A 17119-nucleotide genomic window follows, 5' to 3' on the forward strand; every position below is an offset into this window, starting at 1 on the left:
AGCCGAGGGACACGGCCGGCAGCCCGAGAGAGCGCCGGCGGTGGGCCAGGGCGTCCAGGAAGGCGTTGGCGGCCGCGTAGTTGCCCTGCCCCGCGCCGTGCAGCGTGCCGGCGACCGAGGAGAACAGCACGAAGGCCGACAGCCCGAGGTCGCGGGTGAGCTCGTGCAGGTGGAGGGCCGCGTCGGCCTTGGGCCGCAGCACGGTGTCCACGCGCCCGGCGTCGAGGGACGTCACCAGCCCGTCGTCGAGGACGCCGGCGCAGTGCACCACTCCGGTCAGCGGACGGTCCGGCGGGACGTCCGCGAGCACCGCGGCCAGCGCCTCCCGGTCGGCGGCGTCGCAGGCGACGGCCGTCACCCGGGCGCCCAACGCCTCCAGTTCCGCGCACAGTTCGGCGGCGCCCGGTGCCTCAGGTCCGCGCCTGCTGGTGAGCAGCAGGCTCCGCACCCCGTGTTCCGTCACCAGGTGACGGGCCATGACACGGCCGAGCCCGCCCGTGCCGCCGGTGACGAGCACCGTGCCCTGCGGGCCGAAGGCGGCCCCCGCCCCGCCGGCCGTCGCAGGTGCCAGCCTGGGCACCCTCAATCGACCGTCGCGCAGGGCGAGTTGCGGTTCGCCGGAGGCGAGGGCCGCGGCGATCGCACGGTCGTCCTCGGAGCCGTCCGCGTCCAGGAGGACGAGGCGGTCCGGGTTCTCCTCCTGCGCCGCCCGCACCAGTCCCCACACGGCCGCGTGCGCCGGGTCGGCCACGTCCTCCCCCTCGGCCGCCGGGACGGCGTTGCGGGTCAGGAGCAGCAGCCGGGAGGCCGCGTACCGTTCGTCCGCGAGCCACGCGCCGACCACGGCCAGGGCCCGCCCGACGGCCTCACGCACTGCCTGTGCGGACAGCTCGCCCGAGGCGTCGTGGCAGCGCACCACGACGGCCTCCGGCGCGGTGTCGCCGGGATCCGGCAGCCTGCCGCCCGGCGCGCACTCGGTCCACCGCACGGCGGCGCCGGTGGCCCCGTCCGCGGCGAACTCCGGCCACTGCAGCCGGAACAGCGACTCGTGGGCACCGCCACGGGCGGCGGCGATCCGCTCGTCCGACACCGGTCGCAGCACCAGCGACCCGACCGACGCCACCGGGGCGCCGGTGGCGTCGGCGAGGGCGAGGGTCACCCCGCTGTTCCCGGCGGGCGCGACGCGCACGCGCAGCGCCGACGCGCCGGCGGCGTGCAGGGTCACCCCGCTCCAGGCGAAGGGCAGTTCGGCCCGGCCGTCCCCGGCCGCGGTGCCGACGCCGATGGCGTGCAGCGCGGCGTCCAGCAGCGCGGGGTGCAGTCCGTACGTCTCGGGGGCGTTGCCCTCCGGCAGCACGACCTCGGCGTACACCTCCTCGCCCCGGCGCCAGGCCTTTCGCAGGCCCTGGAACACCGGGCCGTAGGCCAGGCCGGTGGCGAGGAGGTCCCCGTAGAGGCCGTCGGTGTCCACCGGTTCCGCTCCGGCGGGCGGCCACGCGGACAGGTCGAAGGTCGGTTCCCCGGCCTCCGGGGCCAGTCGGCCGACGGCGTTGCGGGTCCACGGCGCACCGGCTCCCGCGTCCTGGGCCCGCGAGTGCACGCTCAGCGGGCGCCGCCCGTCGGACTCGGCCTCGCCCACCAGCAGTTGGAGCTGGACTCCCCCGGCGGGGGGCAGCACCAGCGGTGCTTCCAGGGTGAGTTCGTCCAGCGTGCCGCAGCCCACGCCGTCACCGGCCCGGACGGCCAGTTCGACGAGCGCGGCGCCGGGCACGAGCACCGTTCCGGACACCGCGTGGTCGGCGAGCCAGGGGTGCGTGTCCAGCGACAGCCGCCCGGTGAGGAGCAGCCGGTCGCTGTCGGCCGGGGCGACGGCGGCCATGAGCAGCGGATGTTCGGCCGGGTCCTGTCCCAGGCCGGTGGCGTCACCGCCGGGCGGCGGGGCGATCAGCCAGTACGGACGGTGCTGGAAGGCGTAGGTGGGCAGGTCGACGCGGCGGGCGCCGTGCGGCGCGAAGAACGCCCGCCAGTCGACCGTCGCACCACGGGTGTGGAGCCGGCCGAGCGCGTCGACGAGAGTGCGCTCCTCGTCGCGGTCCTTGCGGAGGGCGGGTACGAACGCGGCGCCGGCGGTCGCCGACTCCTGACCCATCGCGGACAGGACGGCGTCCGGGCCGAGTTCGAGGAACGTACGGACGCCCTCGCCCTCCAGGGTGCGGACGGCGTCGGCGAAGCGGACGGTGTCGCGGACGTGGGACACCCAGTAGTCGGGGGACGTCACATCACCGGTGGTGACCACGGGGATCGCGGGAGACGCGTACGACAGGCCCTCCGCCACCCGGCGGAAGTCCTCCAGCATCGGCTCCATCAGCGGGGAGTGGAAGGCGTGGGACACGCGCAGGCGCTTGGTCTTCACACCGTCGGCGGCCAGGACGTCGGCGATGTCGAGGACGGCGGTCTCGGCACCGGAAATCACCACGGACAGCGGGCCGTTGACGGCCGCGATGCCCACCTCGTCCTCGCGACCGGCCAGCAGCGGCAGGACCGTCTCCTCCGACGCCTGGACGGAGACCATTGCGCCACCGGCCGGCAACGCCTGCATCAGACGCCCGCGAGCCACCACCAGACGAGCAGCGTCCGCGAGGGAGAACACCCCGGCGACGTGCGCGGCAGCGACCTCACCGACCGAGTGCCCGGCCAGGAAGTCAGGACGAACACCCCACGACTCGACCAGACGGTAGAGCGCGACCTCGACCGCGAACAGCGCGGCCTGCGTGTACTCGGTGCGGCCCAGCGCCTCCTCGTCCCCGTCGATCACCTCGACAAGCGACCGCTCCAAGTCCAACTCGGCACAGACCGCATTGAAGGCATCCGCGAACACCGGGAACGCGGCACGCAGTTCACGCCCCATCCCGACCCGCTGCGCACCCTGCCCCGTGAACAGCACCGCCAGCTTCCCCTTGACGGCAGCATCCCCGGCAACCGCCCCCAGCGCCTCCAGCAACTCCTCACGGCCCGCACCCGACACCACCGCACGGTGCTCCAGCACCGCACGCGACGTCGCCAGCGACAACCCCACGTCGGCCGGGGACAGTCCGGGACGCCCGTCCACGAACTCCCGCAGCCGCTCCGCCTGTTCCTTCAGCGCCGCCGCAGACTTCGCCGACAGCACCCACGGCACCACACCCCCGTCACCGGGGACGTCGCGCACCGGATCATCGGCGACCGGCGCCTGCTCCAGGATCACATGGGCGTTCGTCCCGCTGATGCCGAACGACGACACGCCCGCGCGCCGCGGCCCGTCCGTCTCCGGCCAGTCCATCGCCTCGGCGAGGAGCTCGACCGCGCCCTCGGACCAGTCGACGTGCGGGGTCGGCGCGTCGACGTGGAGCGTCCGCGGGAGGACGCCCTCGCGCATCGCCATGACCATCTTGATGATGCCCGCGACACCGGCGGCGGCCTGCGTGTGGCCGAGGTTGGACTTGATCGAGCCGAGCCGCAGCGGCCGGTCCTCCGGCCGGTCCTGGCCGTAGGTGGCCAGCAGGGCCTGTGCCTCGATCGGGTCGCCCAGGGTCGTGCCCGTGCCGTGGGCCTCGACCACGTCCACGGAGGCCGCGGGGACACCGGCGTTGGCGAGGGCCTGGCGGATGACGCGTTGCTGGGAGGGGCCGTTGGGGGCGGTCAGGCCGTTGCTCGCACCGTCCTGGTTGACAGCGCTGCCGCGGACGACGGCCAGCACGGGGTGTCCGTTGCGCCGCGCGTCCGAGAGCCGTTCGACGAGGAGCATGCCGACGCCCTCCGACCAGCCGGTGCCGTCGGCCGCGGCCGCGAACGGCTTGCAGCGGCCGTCGCGGGCGAGGCCGCGCTGGCGGCTGAAGTCGATGAAGGTGTCGGGGGTGGCCATCACGGTGACGCCGCCGACCAGGGCCAGGGTGCACTCGCCGCTGCGCAGGGCCTGCGCGGCCAGGTGCAGGGCGACCAGGGACGAGGAGCACGCCGTGTCCACGGTGACCGCCGGGCCCTCCAGCCCGAAGGTGTAGGAGACGCGGCCGGAGACGACGCTGCCGAGGCTGCCGTTGCCGAGGTAGCCCTCCATGCCCTCGGGCACCTGTCCGCCGAGGCGAGCGGCGTAGTCGTGGTACATGACGCCGGCGAAGACACCGGTGCGGCTGCCGCGCAGGGACGTGGGGTCGAGACCGGCCCGTTCGAGGACCTCCCAGGTGGTCTCCAGCAGCAGGCGCTGCTGGGGGTCGGTGGCGGTGGCCTCGCGGGGGCCGATGCCGAAGAAGTCGGCGTCGAAGGCGGCGGCGTCGTGCAGGAAGCCGCCCTCGCGGGCGTAGGTGGTGCCGGGGGTGTCCGGGTCGGGGTCGTAGAGCCCGGCCAGGTCCCAGCCGCGGTCGGCGGGGAAGCCGGTGATGCCGTCGCCGCCGGTGGCGACCAGGTGCCACAGGTCCTCGGGCGAGGTGATGCCGCCGGGGTAGCGGCAGCTCATGGCGACGACGGCCAGGGGCTCGTCGTCGGCGGCCGCGCGGACGGGGGCGGTGTCGGCGGCGCGTTCGGCGGTGCCGGTCAGGCCGCGGGCGACGAACTCGGCGAGCGCCTGCGGGTTGGGGTAGTCGAAGATCAGCGTGGCGGGCAGGCGCAGGCCGGTGGCGGTGTTGAGCCGGTTGCGGAGTTCGACGGCGGTCAGCGAGTCGAAGCCGATGGCCTGGAAGGCGCTCTCGGGGTCGATGGCGGCGGAGTCGACGTGGCCGAGGACGGTGGCGACCTGGCTGCGGACCAACTCCAGGACGGTTTCGGTGCGTTCGGCCTCGGGGAGGCCGGAGAGGCGGTCGCCGAGCGGGGTGGCCGGGCCGGGGGCGGGGGTGCCGGGGCCCAGGGCGCGGCGGGTGGGAGCGGCGGCGCGGACGAGGCCGCGCAGGACGGCGGGGACGCCGTCGTCGGCGGCGCGGCGGCGTACGGCGGCGAGGTCGAGGCGCATCGGCAGCAGGACGGGGGCGTCCATGGCCAGGGCGGCGTCGAGGAGTTCGAGTCCGTCGGCGGTGGGCAGGGCGCCCTGGCCGGAGCGGGCCATGCGCCGCAGGTCGGCGTCGGAGAGGCCGTCGGTCATGCCGGTGCGCTCGGCCCACAGGCCCCAGCCGAGGGCGGTGGCGGGCAGACCCCGGTCGTGGCGGTGCCGGGCGAGGGCCTCCAGGAAGGCGTTGGCGGCCGCGTAGTTGCCCTGTCCGGCGCTGTCGAGGGTGGCGGCGGCCGAGGAGAACAGGACGAAGGCATCGAGGTCGAGGCCGCGGGTGAGCTCGTGCAGGTGCCAGGCGGCGTCGGCCTTCGGGCGCAGGACGGTGTCGAGGCGCCCGGGGGTGAGCGAGGCCACCAGGCCGTCGTCGATGACTCCGGCGGTGTGCACGACGGCGGTCACCGGGTGTTCTTCCGGAACCGTGGCGAGGAGGGCGGCCAGTGCGTCACGGTCGGCGGCGTCGCAGGCGGCGATGGTGACCTCGGCGCCCGACTCGGTGAGTTCCGCGTGGAGTTCGGCGGCGCCCGGCGCCTCGGGCCCGCGCCGTCCGGTGAGCAGCAGGCGGCGGACGCCGTGCCGGGTGACGAGGTGGCGGGCCACGACGCGGCCCAGGCCGCCGGTGCCGCCGGTGATCAGGACGGTGCCGTCGGTGCGCAGCGCCGGTCCGTCGGCGGGGGTGACGTCGGCGGGGGTGACGTCGGCGCGGACGAGGCGGGGGGCGTGCCAGGTGCCGTCGGCGTGGACGAGTTCGGGTTCGCCGGTGGCGAGGGCCGCGGCGAGATCGTCCGGGACGGCTGCCTCCTCGGTGGTGAGGAGGGCGAGGCGGCCGGGGTTCTCCAGCTGGGCCGAGCGGATCAGGCTGCGGACGGGGGCCCACGCCAGGTCGGCGTGGTCGTCGATGCCGCCGGTGCCGTCGGCGCCGGGCAGGACGAGGGCCAGCCGGGAGGCGGTGAACCGGTCGTCGGCGAGCCAGGTGTGGACGGCGGTGAGGGTCCGGGCGAGGGCGGCACGTGCCTGGTCAGGCGGGGTGGCGCCGCCCTGTGCCGGGAGCGGGCCGCACAGGAGGGCGACGGTGGCGGGGGCGTCGGCGGCGAGGGCCGCGAGGCCGGGGTGGACGTCGTCGGCGTCCCCGAGGCCCCAGGCCGCCGGGTCGCCGGTGACGAGGACCGGGGCGGGGGCGTCCCCGGCGGGGAGGGCGACCGGGGCCGGGGCGAGGGTGAACAGGGAGTCGCGGACGGCGGTGGCCTGTTGCGGGGCCAGGGGCCGCAGGACGAGGCCGTCGACGGTGGCGACGGGGGTGCCTGCGGGGTCGGTGGCGGTGAGGGAGACGGCGTCGCCGTCGGCGGGGGCGATGCGGACGCGCAGGTGCGCGGCGCCGCTCGCGTGGAGGGTCACCCCCGTCCAGGCGAAGGGGAGTTCGAGGCCGCGGTCCTCGTCGAGACCGATGGCGTGCAGGGCGGCGTCGAGCAGGGCCGGGTGCAGGCCGAACGCCTGCGCCCCGGCGTCCTCGGGGAGGGCCACCTCGGCGTAGGTCTCGGGGCCGCGCCGCCAGGCGGCGCGCAGGCCCTGGAACAGCGGCCCGTAGCCGTATCCCTGGCCCCGGAGGCGCTCGTAGAGGCCGTCCAGTTCCAGGGGTTCGGCGCCGGCGGGCGGCCAGGTGCCGTCGGCGTCCGGGGCGGGGGCGGCGTCGGGGAGGAGGTAGCCGGCGGCGTGTGCGGTCCACGGCTCGTCGTCGGGGGCGTCGGCGGGCCGCGAGTGGACGGCGAGGGGGCGGCGGCCGGTGTCGTCGGGTTCGCCGGCCCAGACCTGGATCCGGACGGCGCCCCGCTCGGGGAGGACCAGGGGGGCCTGGAGGGTGAGTTCCTCGACGCGGGAGCAGCCGGTCAGGTCACCGGCGTGCGCGGCCAGTTCGACGAAGGCGGTGCCGGGCAGCAGGACGTCGCCGGAGACGGCGTGGTCGGCGAGCCAGGGGTGGGACCGGAGGGAGAGCCGGCCGGTGAGCAGGAGTCCGCCGCCGGCCGGGGTGACCGCGGCGGCGAGCAGCGGGTGGGCGGTGGTGCCCAGGCCGAGCGCGTCGGCGTCGGTTCGGGCGGGGGCCGTCAGCCAGTAGTGGCTGCGCTGGAAGGCGTAGGTGGGCAGGTCGACGGTGCGGGGGGTGTGCCGGGCGAGCAGGGCCGCCCAGTCGGGGCGCACGCCGTGGGTGTGCAGCCGGGCCACGGCGGTGAGCAGGGTGGCCGGTTCGGGCCGTCCGGCGCGCAGGGCGGGGACGAGGACGGAGCGTTCGGCGTGCCGGGGGGTCAGGCAGTCCTGGGCCATGGCGGTGAGGACGCCGTCGGGGCCGAGTTCGAGGAAGGCGCGGACGCCGTGGCGTTCCAGGGTGCGCACGCCGTCGGCGAAGCGGACGGCGTCGCGGACGTGCCGCACCCAGTAGTCGGGGGAGCACAGTTCGGCCTCGGTGGCCAGGGCGCCGGTGACGTTGGAGACGACCGGGATTGCAGGCGGCGCGTAGTCGAGGGCCTGGGCGATCTGCCGGAACTCGGTGAGCATGGCGTCCATGCGCGGCGAGTGGAAGGCGTGCGAGACGCGCAGCCGCTTGGTCTTGCGCCCGAGTGCGGCGAGTTCGCCGGCGACGGCGGTGACGGCGTCCTCGTCGCCGGACAGGACCAGTGCGTCGGGGCCGTTGACGGCGGCGACGGTCAACTCGCCCTCGCGGCCGGCGAGCAGGGGGGCCACGTCGTCCTCGGCCGCCTGCACGGCGATCATGGCGCCGCCGGGCGGGAGTTCCTGCATGAGGACGCCGCGGGCGGCGACGAGCAGGCAGGCGTCCTGGAGGGAGAGGACGCCTGCGGCGTGGGCGGCGGCGAGTTCGCCGACGGAGTGCCCGGCGAGGAAGCCGGGGCGCACGCCCCAGGACTCCAGGAGGCGGAACAGGGCGGTCTCGACGGCGAAGAGGGCGGGCTGGGCGTAGCCGGTGCGGTCGAGGAGGGCGGCGAGCGGGCTGCCCTCGTCGGCGAACACCACGTCGCGCAGCGGGTGTTCGAGCTGGAGGTCGAGGTGTCCGCAGGCGGCGTCGAAGGCGCGGGCGAAGACGGGCTCGGCGGCGTACAGTTCGCGCCCCATGTTCAGCCGCTGGGCGCCCTGGCCGGTGAAGAGGAAGGCGAGTTCGGCCTCGGCGGGGGCGGTTCCGGTGACGAGCGCGGGCGATGGGCCGCCGGTGGCGAGGGCGTCCAGGCCGGCGAGGAGTGCGCCGGTGTCCGTGCCGAGGACGACGGCCCGGTGGGCGAGGGCGGCGCGGCCGGTGCCCAGGGAGTGGGCGACGTCGGCGGGGCGGAGCCCGGGGGTGCGGTCGAGGTGGGCGCGCAGGCGCTCGGCCTGGGCACGCAGGGCGGACTCGCTGTGGGCGGACAGCGGCCAGGGGACGAGGGCGCCGGAGTCGTCGGCGGGCTCCTCGGCGGGGTCCTCGGCCGGTGCCTCCTCCAGGATGGCGTGGGCGTTGGTGCCGCTGATGCCGAAGGAGGAGACGGCCGCGCGGCGGGGCTCGTCGGCGCGTGGCCAGGCGACGGGCCCGTCGAGGAGGGCGACGGCGCCGGAGTCCCAGGCGACGTGCGGGGTGGGGTCGGTGAGATGCAGGGTGCGGGGCAGCAGTTCGTGCCGCAGGGCGAGGACCATCTTGATGACACCGGCGGCGCCCGCGGCGGCCTGGGCGTGGCCGATGTTGGACTTGATGGAGCCGAGGCGGACGGGGCGGTCGCCGGGGCGGTCCTGGCCGTAGGTGGCGATCAGGGCCTGGGCCTCGATGGGGTCGCCGAGCCGGGTGCCGGTGCCGTGCGCCTCGACGGCGTCGACCTGCCCGGGGGTCAGTCCGGCGTCGGCGAGCGCGGCGCGGATGACGCGCTGCTGGGCGAGGCCGTTGGGGGCGGTCAGTCCGTTGCTCGCGCCGTCCTGGTTGACGGCCGAGCCGCGGAGGACAGCCAGGACGCGGTGGCCGTTCCTGCGGGCGTCGGAGAGCCGCTCCAGCAGGAGCATGCCGGCGCCCTCGGCCCATCCGGTGCCGTCGGCGTCGGCGGAGAACGCCTTGCAGCGGCCGTCGGGAGCCAGGCCCCGCTGCCGGCTGAAGGCGACGAAGGTGCCGGGGGTGGACATGACGGAGACGCCTCCGGCGAGGGCCATCGCGCACTCGCCGCGGCGCAGCGCGGCGGCGGCCAGGTGCAGCGCGACCAGGGAGCCGGAGCAGGCGGTGTCGACGGTGAGTGCGGGGCCCTCCAGGCCGAGGGCGTAGGCGACGCGGCCGGAGACGACGCTGGTGGCGTTGCCGGTCAGGAGGTAGCCCTCGTAGCCCTCGGGCGCCTCGTGCAGCCGGGGCCCGTACTCCTGCGGTTCGGCGCCGACGTACACGCCGACCCGGGTGCCGCGCACGGCGGCCGGGTCGATGCCGGCGCGTTCGAAGGCCTCCCAGGCGGTCTCCAGGGCGAGCCGCTGCTGCGGGTCCATGGACAGGGCCTCGCGGGGGGAGATCCCGAAGAAGGCCGCGTCGAACTGTCCGGCGTCGTGCAGGAATCCGCCCTCGCGGACGTACGCGGTACCGGGCCGGTCCGGGTCCTCGTCGAAGAGCCCGTCGAGGTCCCAGCCGCGGTCGGTGGGGAAGCCGGAGACGGCGTCGCGGCCCTCGTCGACGACCTGCCACAGCTCCTCGGGGCTGGTGACGCCGCCGGGGTAGCGGCAGCTCATGGCGATGACGGCGACGGGGTCGTCCTCGTCGGCCGGCCGGGGCGCGGGCGCGGGCGCGGCGGCCGGCACCGGGACAGTGCCGGTGCCGGTGCCGGTGCCGGTGAGCACGCTCCTCAGGTGGGCGGCGAGGGCGCGGGGGGTGGGGTGGTCGAAGACCACGGTGACGGGCAGGGCGGCGCCGGTGGCCGCGGTGAGCCGGCCGTGCAGGGCGACGGAGGCCAGGGAGTCGAACCCGAGGTCCTTGAAGGACCGTTCGGGCCGTTCGGCCACCTCGTCCGCGCCGGGGGTCTCCCCCGCCCCGCGCCCGGCCTCCCGCGCGAGGCCCGCGAGGACCCCGGCGGTCTCGGCGGCGACCAGGACGGACAGGATCCGTTCCTGCTCGACCGCCGGCAGTCCGGCCAGCCGCGCCGCGCCGGCGGGCGGTTCGCCCGCCCCGCCCCGCGTGCCGGCCGTGGTCTCGACGACGCCCTGGGACCCGCTCATCCGCACTCACCGCTCCTGCTGCGACAGTTCATGGTTCTCGGCCCCGGGGCGCGCCGCCCCGGGGCGTGTTCAGTTGCCGGGGCCGACCGGCGTGCGCCGGGCCACCAGCCGTGTGACGGAGACGGTCTCCGTGCCGCGGACGACCGCCTCGACGGGTGCCGGGCGGCTGAGGAACAGCAACAGGCTCGCGGTGGCCCCGTAGGCGCCCACGTTGGGCACGGTGACCAGGTCGCCCGGTGCCGGGTCGGGCAGTTCGACGTCCCGGCCGAGGATGTCGCCGGGCGTGCACAGCGGGCCCGTCAGGCTGGCGGTGCGCGTCCCGCGGCCCTGCTCCTCGCCCTGCTCCTCGTCGAGCCGTACGGCCAGCGGCAGCAGCCGGCCGAGGCCGGCCATGCCGCCGAGGGTGTTCACCCCGCCGTCGGCGACGGCGAAGGTCCTCCCCCGGCTCTCCTTGACGTTGGTGACCGAGAGCACCAACTCGCCGCAGTCGCCGACCAGATAGCGGCCGGACTCGCAGGCGAGGTGGATCTCCCCGGTCCGCCACTGGGGCAGATGGGTGTCGAGGGCCTCCTCCAGCGCCGCCCGCAGCCTGCCGTAGACGGGCCGTTCGCCGGGGACGGCGTAGGGGGCGGCGAAGCCGCCGCCCAGGTCCAGGGCGCGCAGCGGCAGCCCGAGTTCGGCGTGCAGAGCGGCGGCCGTGGCGATGCTCTGCCGGAACTCCCCGATGAGACCGTCCTCGTCGCGGGCGTTGCTCAGCGGGTAGAAGTGCAGGCCGACCAGGCGGGTGCCGGGGACGGCGGCGAGCTCGGCGTACTCGTCGGCGAGGGTCTCGCGGTCGATGCCGAACTGCGAGGGCGCGCCGGTCATGCGGAGGCTGGTGGCGCCCGCGGAGGAGGTGTCGTTGACGCGCAGCAGGCAGTCGGCGGTCACGCCGTGGCCGCGGGCGATCGTGCCGACGCGGCGCAGGTCGCCCGGGGACTCCACGGAGAAGGTGCGCACGCCCGCGGCGACGGCGCGGGTGATCTCGCCGTCCGTCTTGCCGGGTCCGCCGTAGAGGATCTCGGCGGCGGGGAAGCCGGCGGCGAGGGCGGAGTCGAGTTCGCCCTCGGAGCACACCTCGGCGCGGCACGGCCCGTCGGGTATCTCGCGCAGGGCGCGGGCCAGTTCGGGGTGCGGGTTGGCCTTGAAGGAGTAGTAGACGGTGAAGCCGTCCGGCAGCGAGCTCCGCAGGTCCCGCTGGGCGGCGACGACGCGGTCCAGGTCGTAGACGTACAGCGGGGTGCCGTAGCGCCGGGCGAGCCCGGCGGCGGTGGCGGTCATCGGGCCTCCTCCTCGACGAGGGCGGCCAGCCGGTCCTTGGCGGTCTTACCGTTGGGGGTGAGCGGGAAGGCGTCGAGGACGCGGCAGACGGAGGGCACCTTGGCGGCCTCCAGGCGCTTGGCCAGTTCGCGCAGGACGACGCCCGGGGCCAGGTCGGAGACGACGCACAGCACCAGATCGCGGTCCTCGGTGGGCTGGAGCGCGGCGGCGTTGCGCACCCCGGGGATGTCGGTGGCCGCGGCCTCGATCTCGATGGTGCTCATCCGGATGCCCTTGCGCTTGAACATGTCGTCGCGCCGGCCGTCGAAGTAGAGGTAGCCGTCCTCGTCGAGGTGCCCGAAGTCACGGGTGTGCAGCCGCACTTCGCCGGTGTCGGGGTCGGGCCGGAAGGTGCGGGCGGTCAGCTCGGGGGCGCGCCAGTAGCCTGCCATGACGTGCGGGCCGACGGGCACGATCTCGCCGGTGCGGCCGGGCGGCAGCGGGGTGCCGTTCTCGTCGAGGATCAGCACCCGGGTGCCGGACAGCGGCAGTCCGACCGAGCCGGGGCGCTCCCGGTCCCGGTCCGGGGGCATGATGCTGACGCGCTTGCACTCGGTGATGCCGTACATGCGGGCCACCTTGGCGCCGGGGAAGACCTCGCGGAGCGCGTCGATGGTGGCCTGGGGCAGGGCCGCGCCGGTGTTGGTGATGAGCCGCACCGCGCTGGGGCCCGGGTCGCGCCGGCCGAGGACGACCAGGAGCGAGGCGAGGGCGGGCACCACGGGCAGGACGGTGGTGCCGCTCTCGCGGATCCGGTCCAGGAGCGTGAACTCGGGCTCGGAGCCGGACAGCACCAGCTCGGCGCGGGCCTCGGCGCTCAGCAGCAGCTGGAAGAGGCCGTAGTCGAACGGGAGCGGCAGCCGGACGTAGAAGACGTCGTCGGCGGTGTGGCCGAGCATCCCGCCGATGCCGCGCACGGCGAAGGAGATCTGCGCGTGCGGGCAGGCGACGGCCTTGGGCGCGGCGGTGGAGCCGGAGGTGTAGATGAGGACGGCCAGGTCCCCGGGGCCGACGGCGGTCGCGTCGCGCGGCGGCTCGGGCAGGCGGGCCCCGACCTTCGCCCACACCTCGTCCGCCCCGTGCACGGGGGCGTCGGTGAGCTTCGCCATCGCGGCGGTCTGCCGGTCGTCGACGATCACCACGGAGGGTGCGCTGTCGGCCAGGACGGGGCCCAGGTGGTAGTCCTTCATGCCCGGGTTGATGGGCACGAAGACGGCGCCGCGCCGCGACGTGCCGTACAGCATGGCCGCCATCTCGCGCCGGTTCGGCAGCCGCACCAGGACCCGGTCGCCCGGGCCGACGCCCTGCTCGGCGAGCCAGCCCTCGAAGGCGCGGCTGAGCTCCGCGAGTTCGGCGTAGGTCCAGGCGCCCTGCGCGTCGCGGACCGCCCGGGAGCCGGGTGCCGCCGCGGCGGCCTCGTCCAGGAAGCCGTGCACCGGCTTTTCCAACGTCACTGTCCTGTCTCCGATCGTTGCCCGGGACCGGGTGGGTGCCGGTGCCCGTCCCCGCGGCGGGCGCTGCCCGTGCGGGAGTTCAGCGTGCGGCCGGCCGGCGCCCCACCAGGGCCTCGGCGCGGGTGGTGAGACCGGTCCGGTCGGTCTTGCGGTTGGCGTTGAGGGGGAGCGCCGGCAGGTGCTCGTAGTGCCTGGGCAGGGTGCCCGGCGGGAGCACCTGCCGCAGTTGCCGGGCGAACTGGGCGGGCGGCCGGGCCTCGCCCGTGTAGAAGACGACCAGTTCGAGGGCGTCCCCGTCGCGGGTGGCGACGGTGACCGCGTCCTCGACGCCGGCGCAGCCGCGCACGGCGTGGTCGATCTCGGCCAGTTCGACGCGGATGCCCTGCACCTGGACCTGGTGGTCGATGCGTCCCAGGTAGGTGAGTTGGCCGTCGGGGGCGCGGCGCACCCAGTCCCCGGTGCGGTACCAGATGCGGCCCGCGTGCCGGGGGAAGCGGTCGGCGTCGTCGGCCCGGTGGAGGTAGCCCCGGGTCAACTGGGGTCCGCTGACCCACAGTTCGCCTTCGACCGCGTCCGGGTCCCCCGGTGCGCCGTCTTCGTCGGCGAGCAGCCAGTCGTGTCCCTCGTGCACCCGGCCGATGGGCACCGCGCCATGCACACAGGCGTCGGGCGAGGTCGCCGGGTCCCAGCGGTGGGCGGTGATGGTGATGGTCAGCTCGGTGGGGCCGTAGAGGTTCTCCACGGTGGCGGCCGGGGCCGCCCGCTGCCAGTCCGCGACGTCCTCGGCCTTGAGGGCCTCCCCGGCGAACAGGCTCCAGCGCAGCGCCGGCAGGGAGCCCGGGGCCAGTCCGCCGGTGCGGCGGACCAGCCGGATCGCGCTGGGGGTGGAGAACCAGACGGTCACCCGCTGTGCGGCGAGGAAGTCCGGCAGCGCGAAGAGCGCACCGGGCTCCACGGCGACCAGGGTCCCCCCGGAGCCCCACGCGGTGAACAGGTCGAACATCGCGCAGTCGAAGGTGAGGTCGAAGGTCTGGGAGAAGACGTCCTGCGGCGTGAAGTCGTAGCGCTCCTCGACCTGTCGGAAGTAGAAGGCGCAGGAGCCGTGGCTGATCGGCACGCCCTTGGGGCGGCCGGTGGAGCCGGAGGTGAACAGGATGTACGCGGTGTCCCCGGGTTCGACGGTCCGGGGCGCGTCCAGGGCCTGTCCCGGCCGCAGTTCGACGGTGCCCGCGCCGGGGACCTCCGGCACCAGCACCGGCAGGGAGCTGTCCGGGCCGAGCAGCCCGGGCAGCAGCGGGGCCGCGTCGGCGGCGGCCACCAGGGCCGTCACCCCGGCGGCCCGCAGCGTCCGCCGGGTGCGGGCCTCGGGGAAGCCGGGGTGCAGGGGCACCACGGCGGAGCCGGTGTAGAGCGCGGCGAGCGTCGCGGTGTAGGCGTCCACCGTCTTGTTGCCGAGGACGCCGATGACGCCGGGGCGCCCGCCGGTGGCCTCCAGCAGCGCACCGGCCCAGGCGAGCGCGGTGCGGTGCAGCTCCCGGTAGCCGACACTGCGGCCGTCGGCGCGCAGCGCCTCGCCGTCACCACCGGCCCGCGCGAGGCCGCGCAGAAATCGTCCGTGCAGCCCGTACGCCGCGCCGTCGGTCATCTCGTCCCTCGTTCCGCCCGTGCGTCCCGTCCGTCCCGTCCGTGTCGGCCGGTCAGCCGCGGGCGCCGTCGGCCAGGCCGGACAGGGTCTTCCACAGGATTCCGGCCGTCTCGAAGTTCGAGACGGTCAGCGCCCCGTCGCGGAAGCTCACCTCGTACGCGTCCTCCAGGGCGCCCACCAGCTCGACGATGCCCAGGGAGTCCAGGCCGTGGTCGCGCAGGTTCAGGTCGGCGGCGAGCTCCTCGCCGGGCGTCAGGAACGGCAGGCGGCCGCGGAGGATCTCCTCGAATCGCTGGTCCCACATGGTGTCCACAACCCCTCTTGTCGTGTCGGTGTCTTCAGGTGCTGCCGGGCCGCCGCGTCGGGGCGGCCGGAAGGCGGGGGACGGCGCCGGCGCGGTCAGGCCGGCAGCGGCGCGGGGGTCCTGGGCCGCAGCGCGGCGCGCGGGTCCGCGGCCAGGACGTCGAAGGTGTTCACGGTGCAGCCGACCCGGCCGAAGAGACCGTCGGGCCCGGCGACGCAGACCCGGCCCACGCCGAGGCCGCGCAGCGTCCGCACCACGTCGGGCCAGCGCACCGGCCGGACGATGCCGTCGAGGAGCAGGGTGCGCATGCCCTCGGCCGTGTCGACGACGGTGCCGTCCTGGTCGGCGACGACCGGCAGCCGGGGGTCGGCGAACCGGTACCGCGGCAGGACCTCCTCCTCGACGGTGCGCCGCAGCGCTCCGAAGGCGGCGGAGTGCATGGGCGGCCGCATGGTGTACAGGGGAAGTCCGCCGAGGGACCTCAAGCGCCGCTGGAAGGCGTCGAGTTCGCCCTCGCGCAGCGACACCATGAAGAAGTCGTGGTCCAGGTGGCAGGAGATGTCGTACCACGCGCCCCGGTCGTCCATCTCGGCCAGGACGGGCGCCAGTTCGTCCTCGGGCACGCGGACGAACGACAGGGTCACCACGTCCCGGTGCTCGCGGGCGAAGTAGTCGGCCTCGCAGCGGGCCAGCCGCGCGGTCAGGTCGACGACCTCCGGGAAGGGCAGGGCGCCGCTGAAGGCCGTCACGGCTTTCTGCCCGAAACTCGGTCCGGCGCAGGCGACGGGTTCCACCCCGTGTCTTTCCCTTGCCCATTCGGCGAGGGCCAGACAGTTCACCAGGAAGACCACCTGGGCGACTTCCGCGTAATCCTCCTCGGATTCCCGGTACCGGTCGGCGAGGGAATATCCGAGCACCTCTTCCGCGGCCTTCCGCAGCCGCCGGGCGTGCGGACTGGTCAGCAGGAAACGGCTGACGTCGGCGTATTTCACCGGCCCCATTCCGGGAAAGACCATGGCCGTTCCCGTGCGCCGCTCCTCGGGGGCGTCCTCTGCCGCCGGGGGCGGGGCGGCCGTTCCGGGTGCCATGTCAGCTGATCACGTCGTAGTGCCAGCAGTCCTCGGCCACGGGCACCGGCTTCTCGAAGGTCTCCAGCGGGCGGCGCGGGTCGAAGGCGCCGCGGTGCCGGTGGGCGAGCAGGGTGCCGTCGTGGCGCAGGGTCAGCAGGTCGGGGCGGCCGTCGAGGTCGATGTCGGTGCTGACGATCAGGCGGTACTCGTTCCAGCCCCGGGCCACGGTGTACCAGGTGCCCTCGCCCGCGCCCTGCGCGGTGGCGAAGTCGTGGTCGTCGGCGAACACGAAGACGTCCAGGTCGCCGTTGCTGCGCAGCACCACCAGGTCGAGCCTGCCGTTGCCGGAGACGTCCACCATGGCGACGGGGAAGTCGTCCACGTCGACGGTGGTCAGCCGGCGGGGGGTCTTGTCCCAGGTGTCGTGGGGCAGGACCTGTCCGACGTGGCGGAACCAGTCGACGTGTCCGGCGTCCTTCTCCCGGCTGACGGTGTCGTCGCAGCCGGTGCCGCTGACGTCGGCGGCGGCGAGGGTCTCCCACTCCTTGTCGTCCCGCTTGCCGGAGATCCGCAGCGGTTCGCCCAGGGTCTGAAGGCCGTTGAGGCCGTTGTTGCGGAGCAGGTAGAGGCCGTGCTCGTGGTGCTCGCCCTCGCCCGGGTTGATCTCGGCGATGCTGAACGCCAGGAGGTCGGCGCGGCCGTTGCCGCTGTCCAGCGGGCGCAGGAAGAAGAACCGGGGCCAGCCGAGGTTCTCGGCGATCTTCACCGGGGGCAGGAAGGTGTCCAGTCCGTCGAAGGCACCGCTGTGCTGCCGTACGAACACGTCACCGGACTCCTGGTCCCGCAGGAGCAGATCGGGCCTTCCGTTTCCGGTCCAGGAACGGCAATTGCCGTTCGCCATGTTTGCCGCCATTTCCTCCACGCTCCCCAATGTGCGCGCGGCGTCCTCGCCGCACCGTCGTGCTCCGGATTCCCGGCCGGCCGCGGCAGCGTCCACCACGGCGCTGCCGGTCACCCGGGAATCCATCGCCAAGTGTTGTGCCGGTGAGGGCACGAACAAACCCC

6 protein-coding genes and 1 pseudogene are annotated in these 17119 nt (G+C 75.3%); all 7 read right to left on the bottom strand.

What is annotated here, in order from left to right; all coding sequences use genetic code 11:
- Positions 1–43: 43 nt before the first annotated feature.
- Positions 44–10228: pseudogene (locus AB8735_RS05630) on the bottom strand (SDR family NAD(P)-dependent oxidoreductase); the annotation flags it as partial.
- A 63-nt stretch (positions 10229–10291) separates the two neighbouring features.
- Positions 10292–11542 (bottom strand): type III PLP-dependent enzyme, encoded by a 1251-nt coding sequence (locus AB8735_RS05635; protein ID WP_372405733.1) that lies wholly within the window; start codon positions 11540–11542, stop codon positions 10292–10294.
- A complete protein-coding gene (locus AB8735_RS05640) occupies positions 11539–13035 on the bottom strand; it encodes an AMP-binding protein (protein ID WP_372405734.1) in 1497 nt (498 codons plus the stop codon). Before AB8735_RS05640 ends, AB8735_RS05635 begins: the two co-directional genes overlap by 4 nt.
- Before the next feature lie 79 nt (positions 13036–13114).
- Positions 13115–14680, bottom strand: coding sequence for an AMP-binding protein (locus AB8735_RS05645; protein WP_372405735.1), 1566 nt, complete (start codon positions 14678–14680; stop codon positions 13115–13117).
- 52 nt (positions 14681–14732) lie between these two features.
- The gene (locus AB8735_RS05650; protein WP_344023089.1) at positions 14733–14984 is read right to left on the bottom strand and encodes an acyl carrier protein; all 252 of its coding nucleotides are present in this window, start codon (positions 14982–14984) and stop codon (positions 14733–14735) included.
- 95 nt (positions 14985–15079) lie between these two features.
- Positions 15080–16000: an ACP S-malonyltransferase gene (locus AB8735_RS05655; protein WP_372411782.1), complete on the bottom strand. Its 921-nt coding sequence runs from the start codon at positions 15998–16000 to the stop codon at positions 15080–15082.
- Between the two features lie 73 nt (positions 16001–16073).
- A complete protein-coding gene (locus AB8735_RS05660) occupies positions 16074–16955 on the bottom strand; it encodes a hypothetical protein (protein WP_344022911.1) in 882 nt (293 codons plus the stop codon).
- Positions 16956–17119: the final 164 nt, after the last annotated feature.

The organism is Streptomyces luteireticuli, from assembly GCF_041519305.1.
In the GTDB taxonomy this organism is placed as follows: Bacteria; Actinomycetota; Actinomycetes; order Streptomycetales; family Streptomycetaceae; genus Streptomyces; species Streptomyces luteireticuli.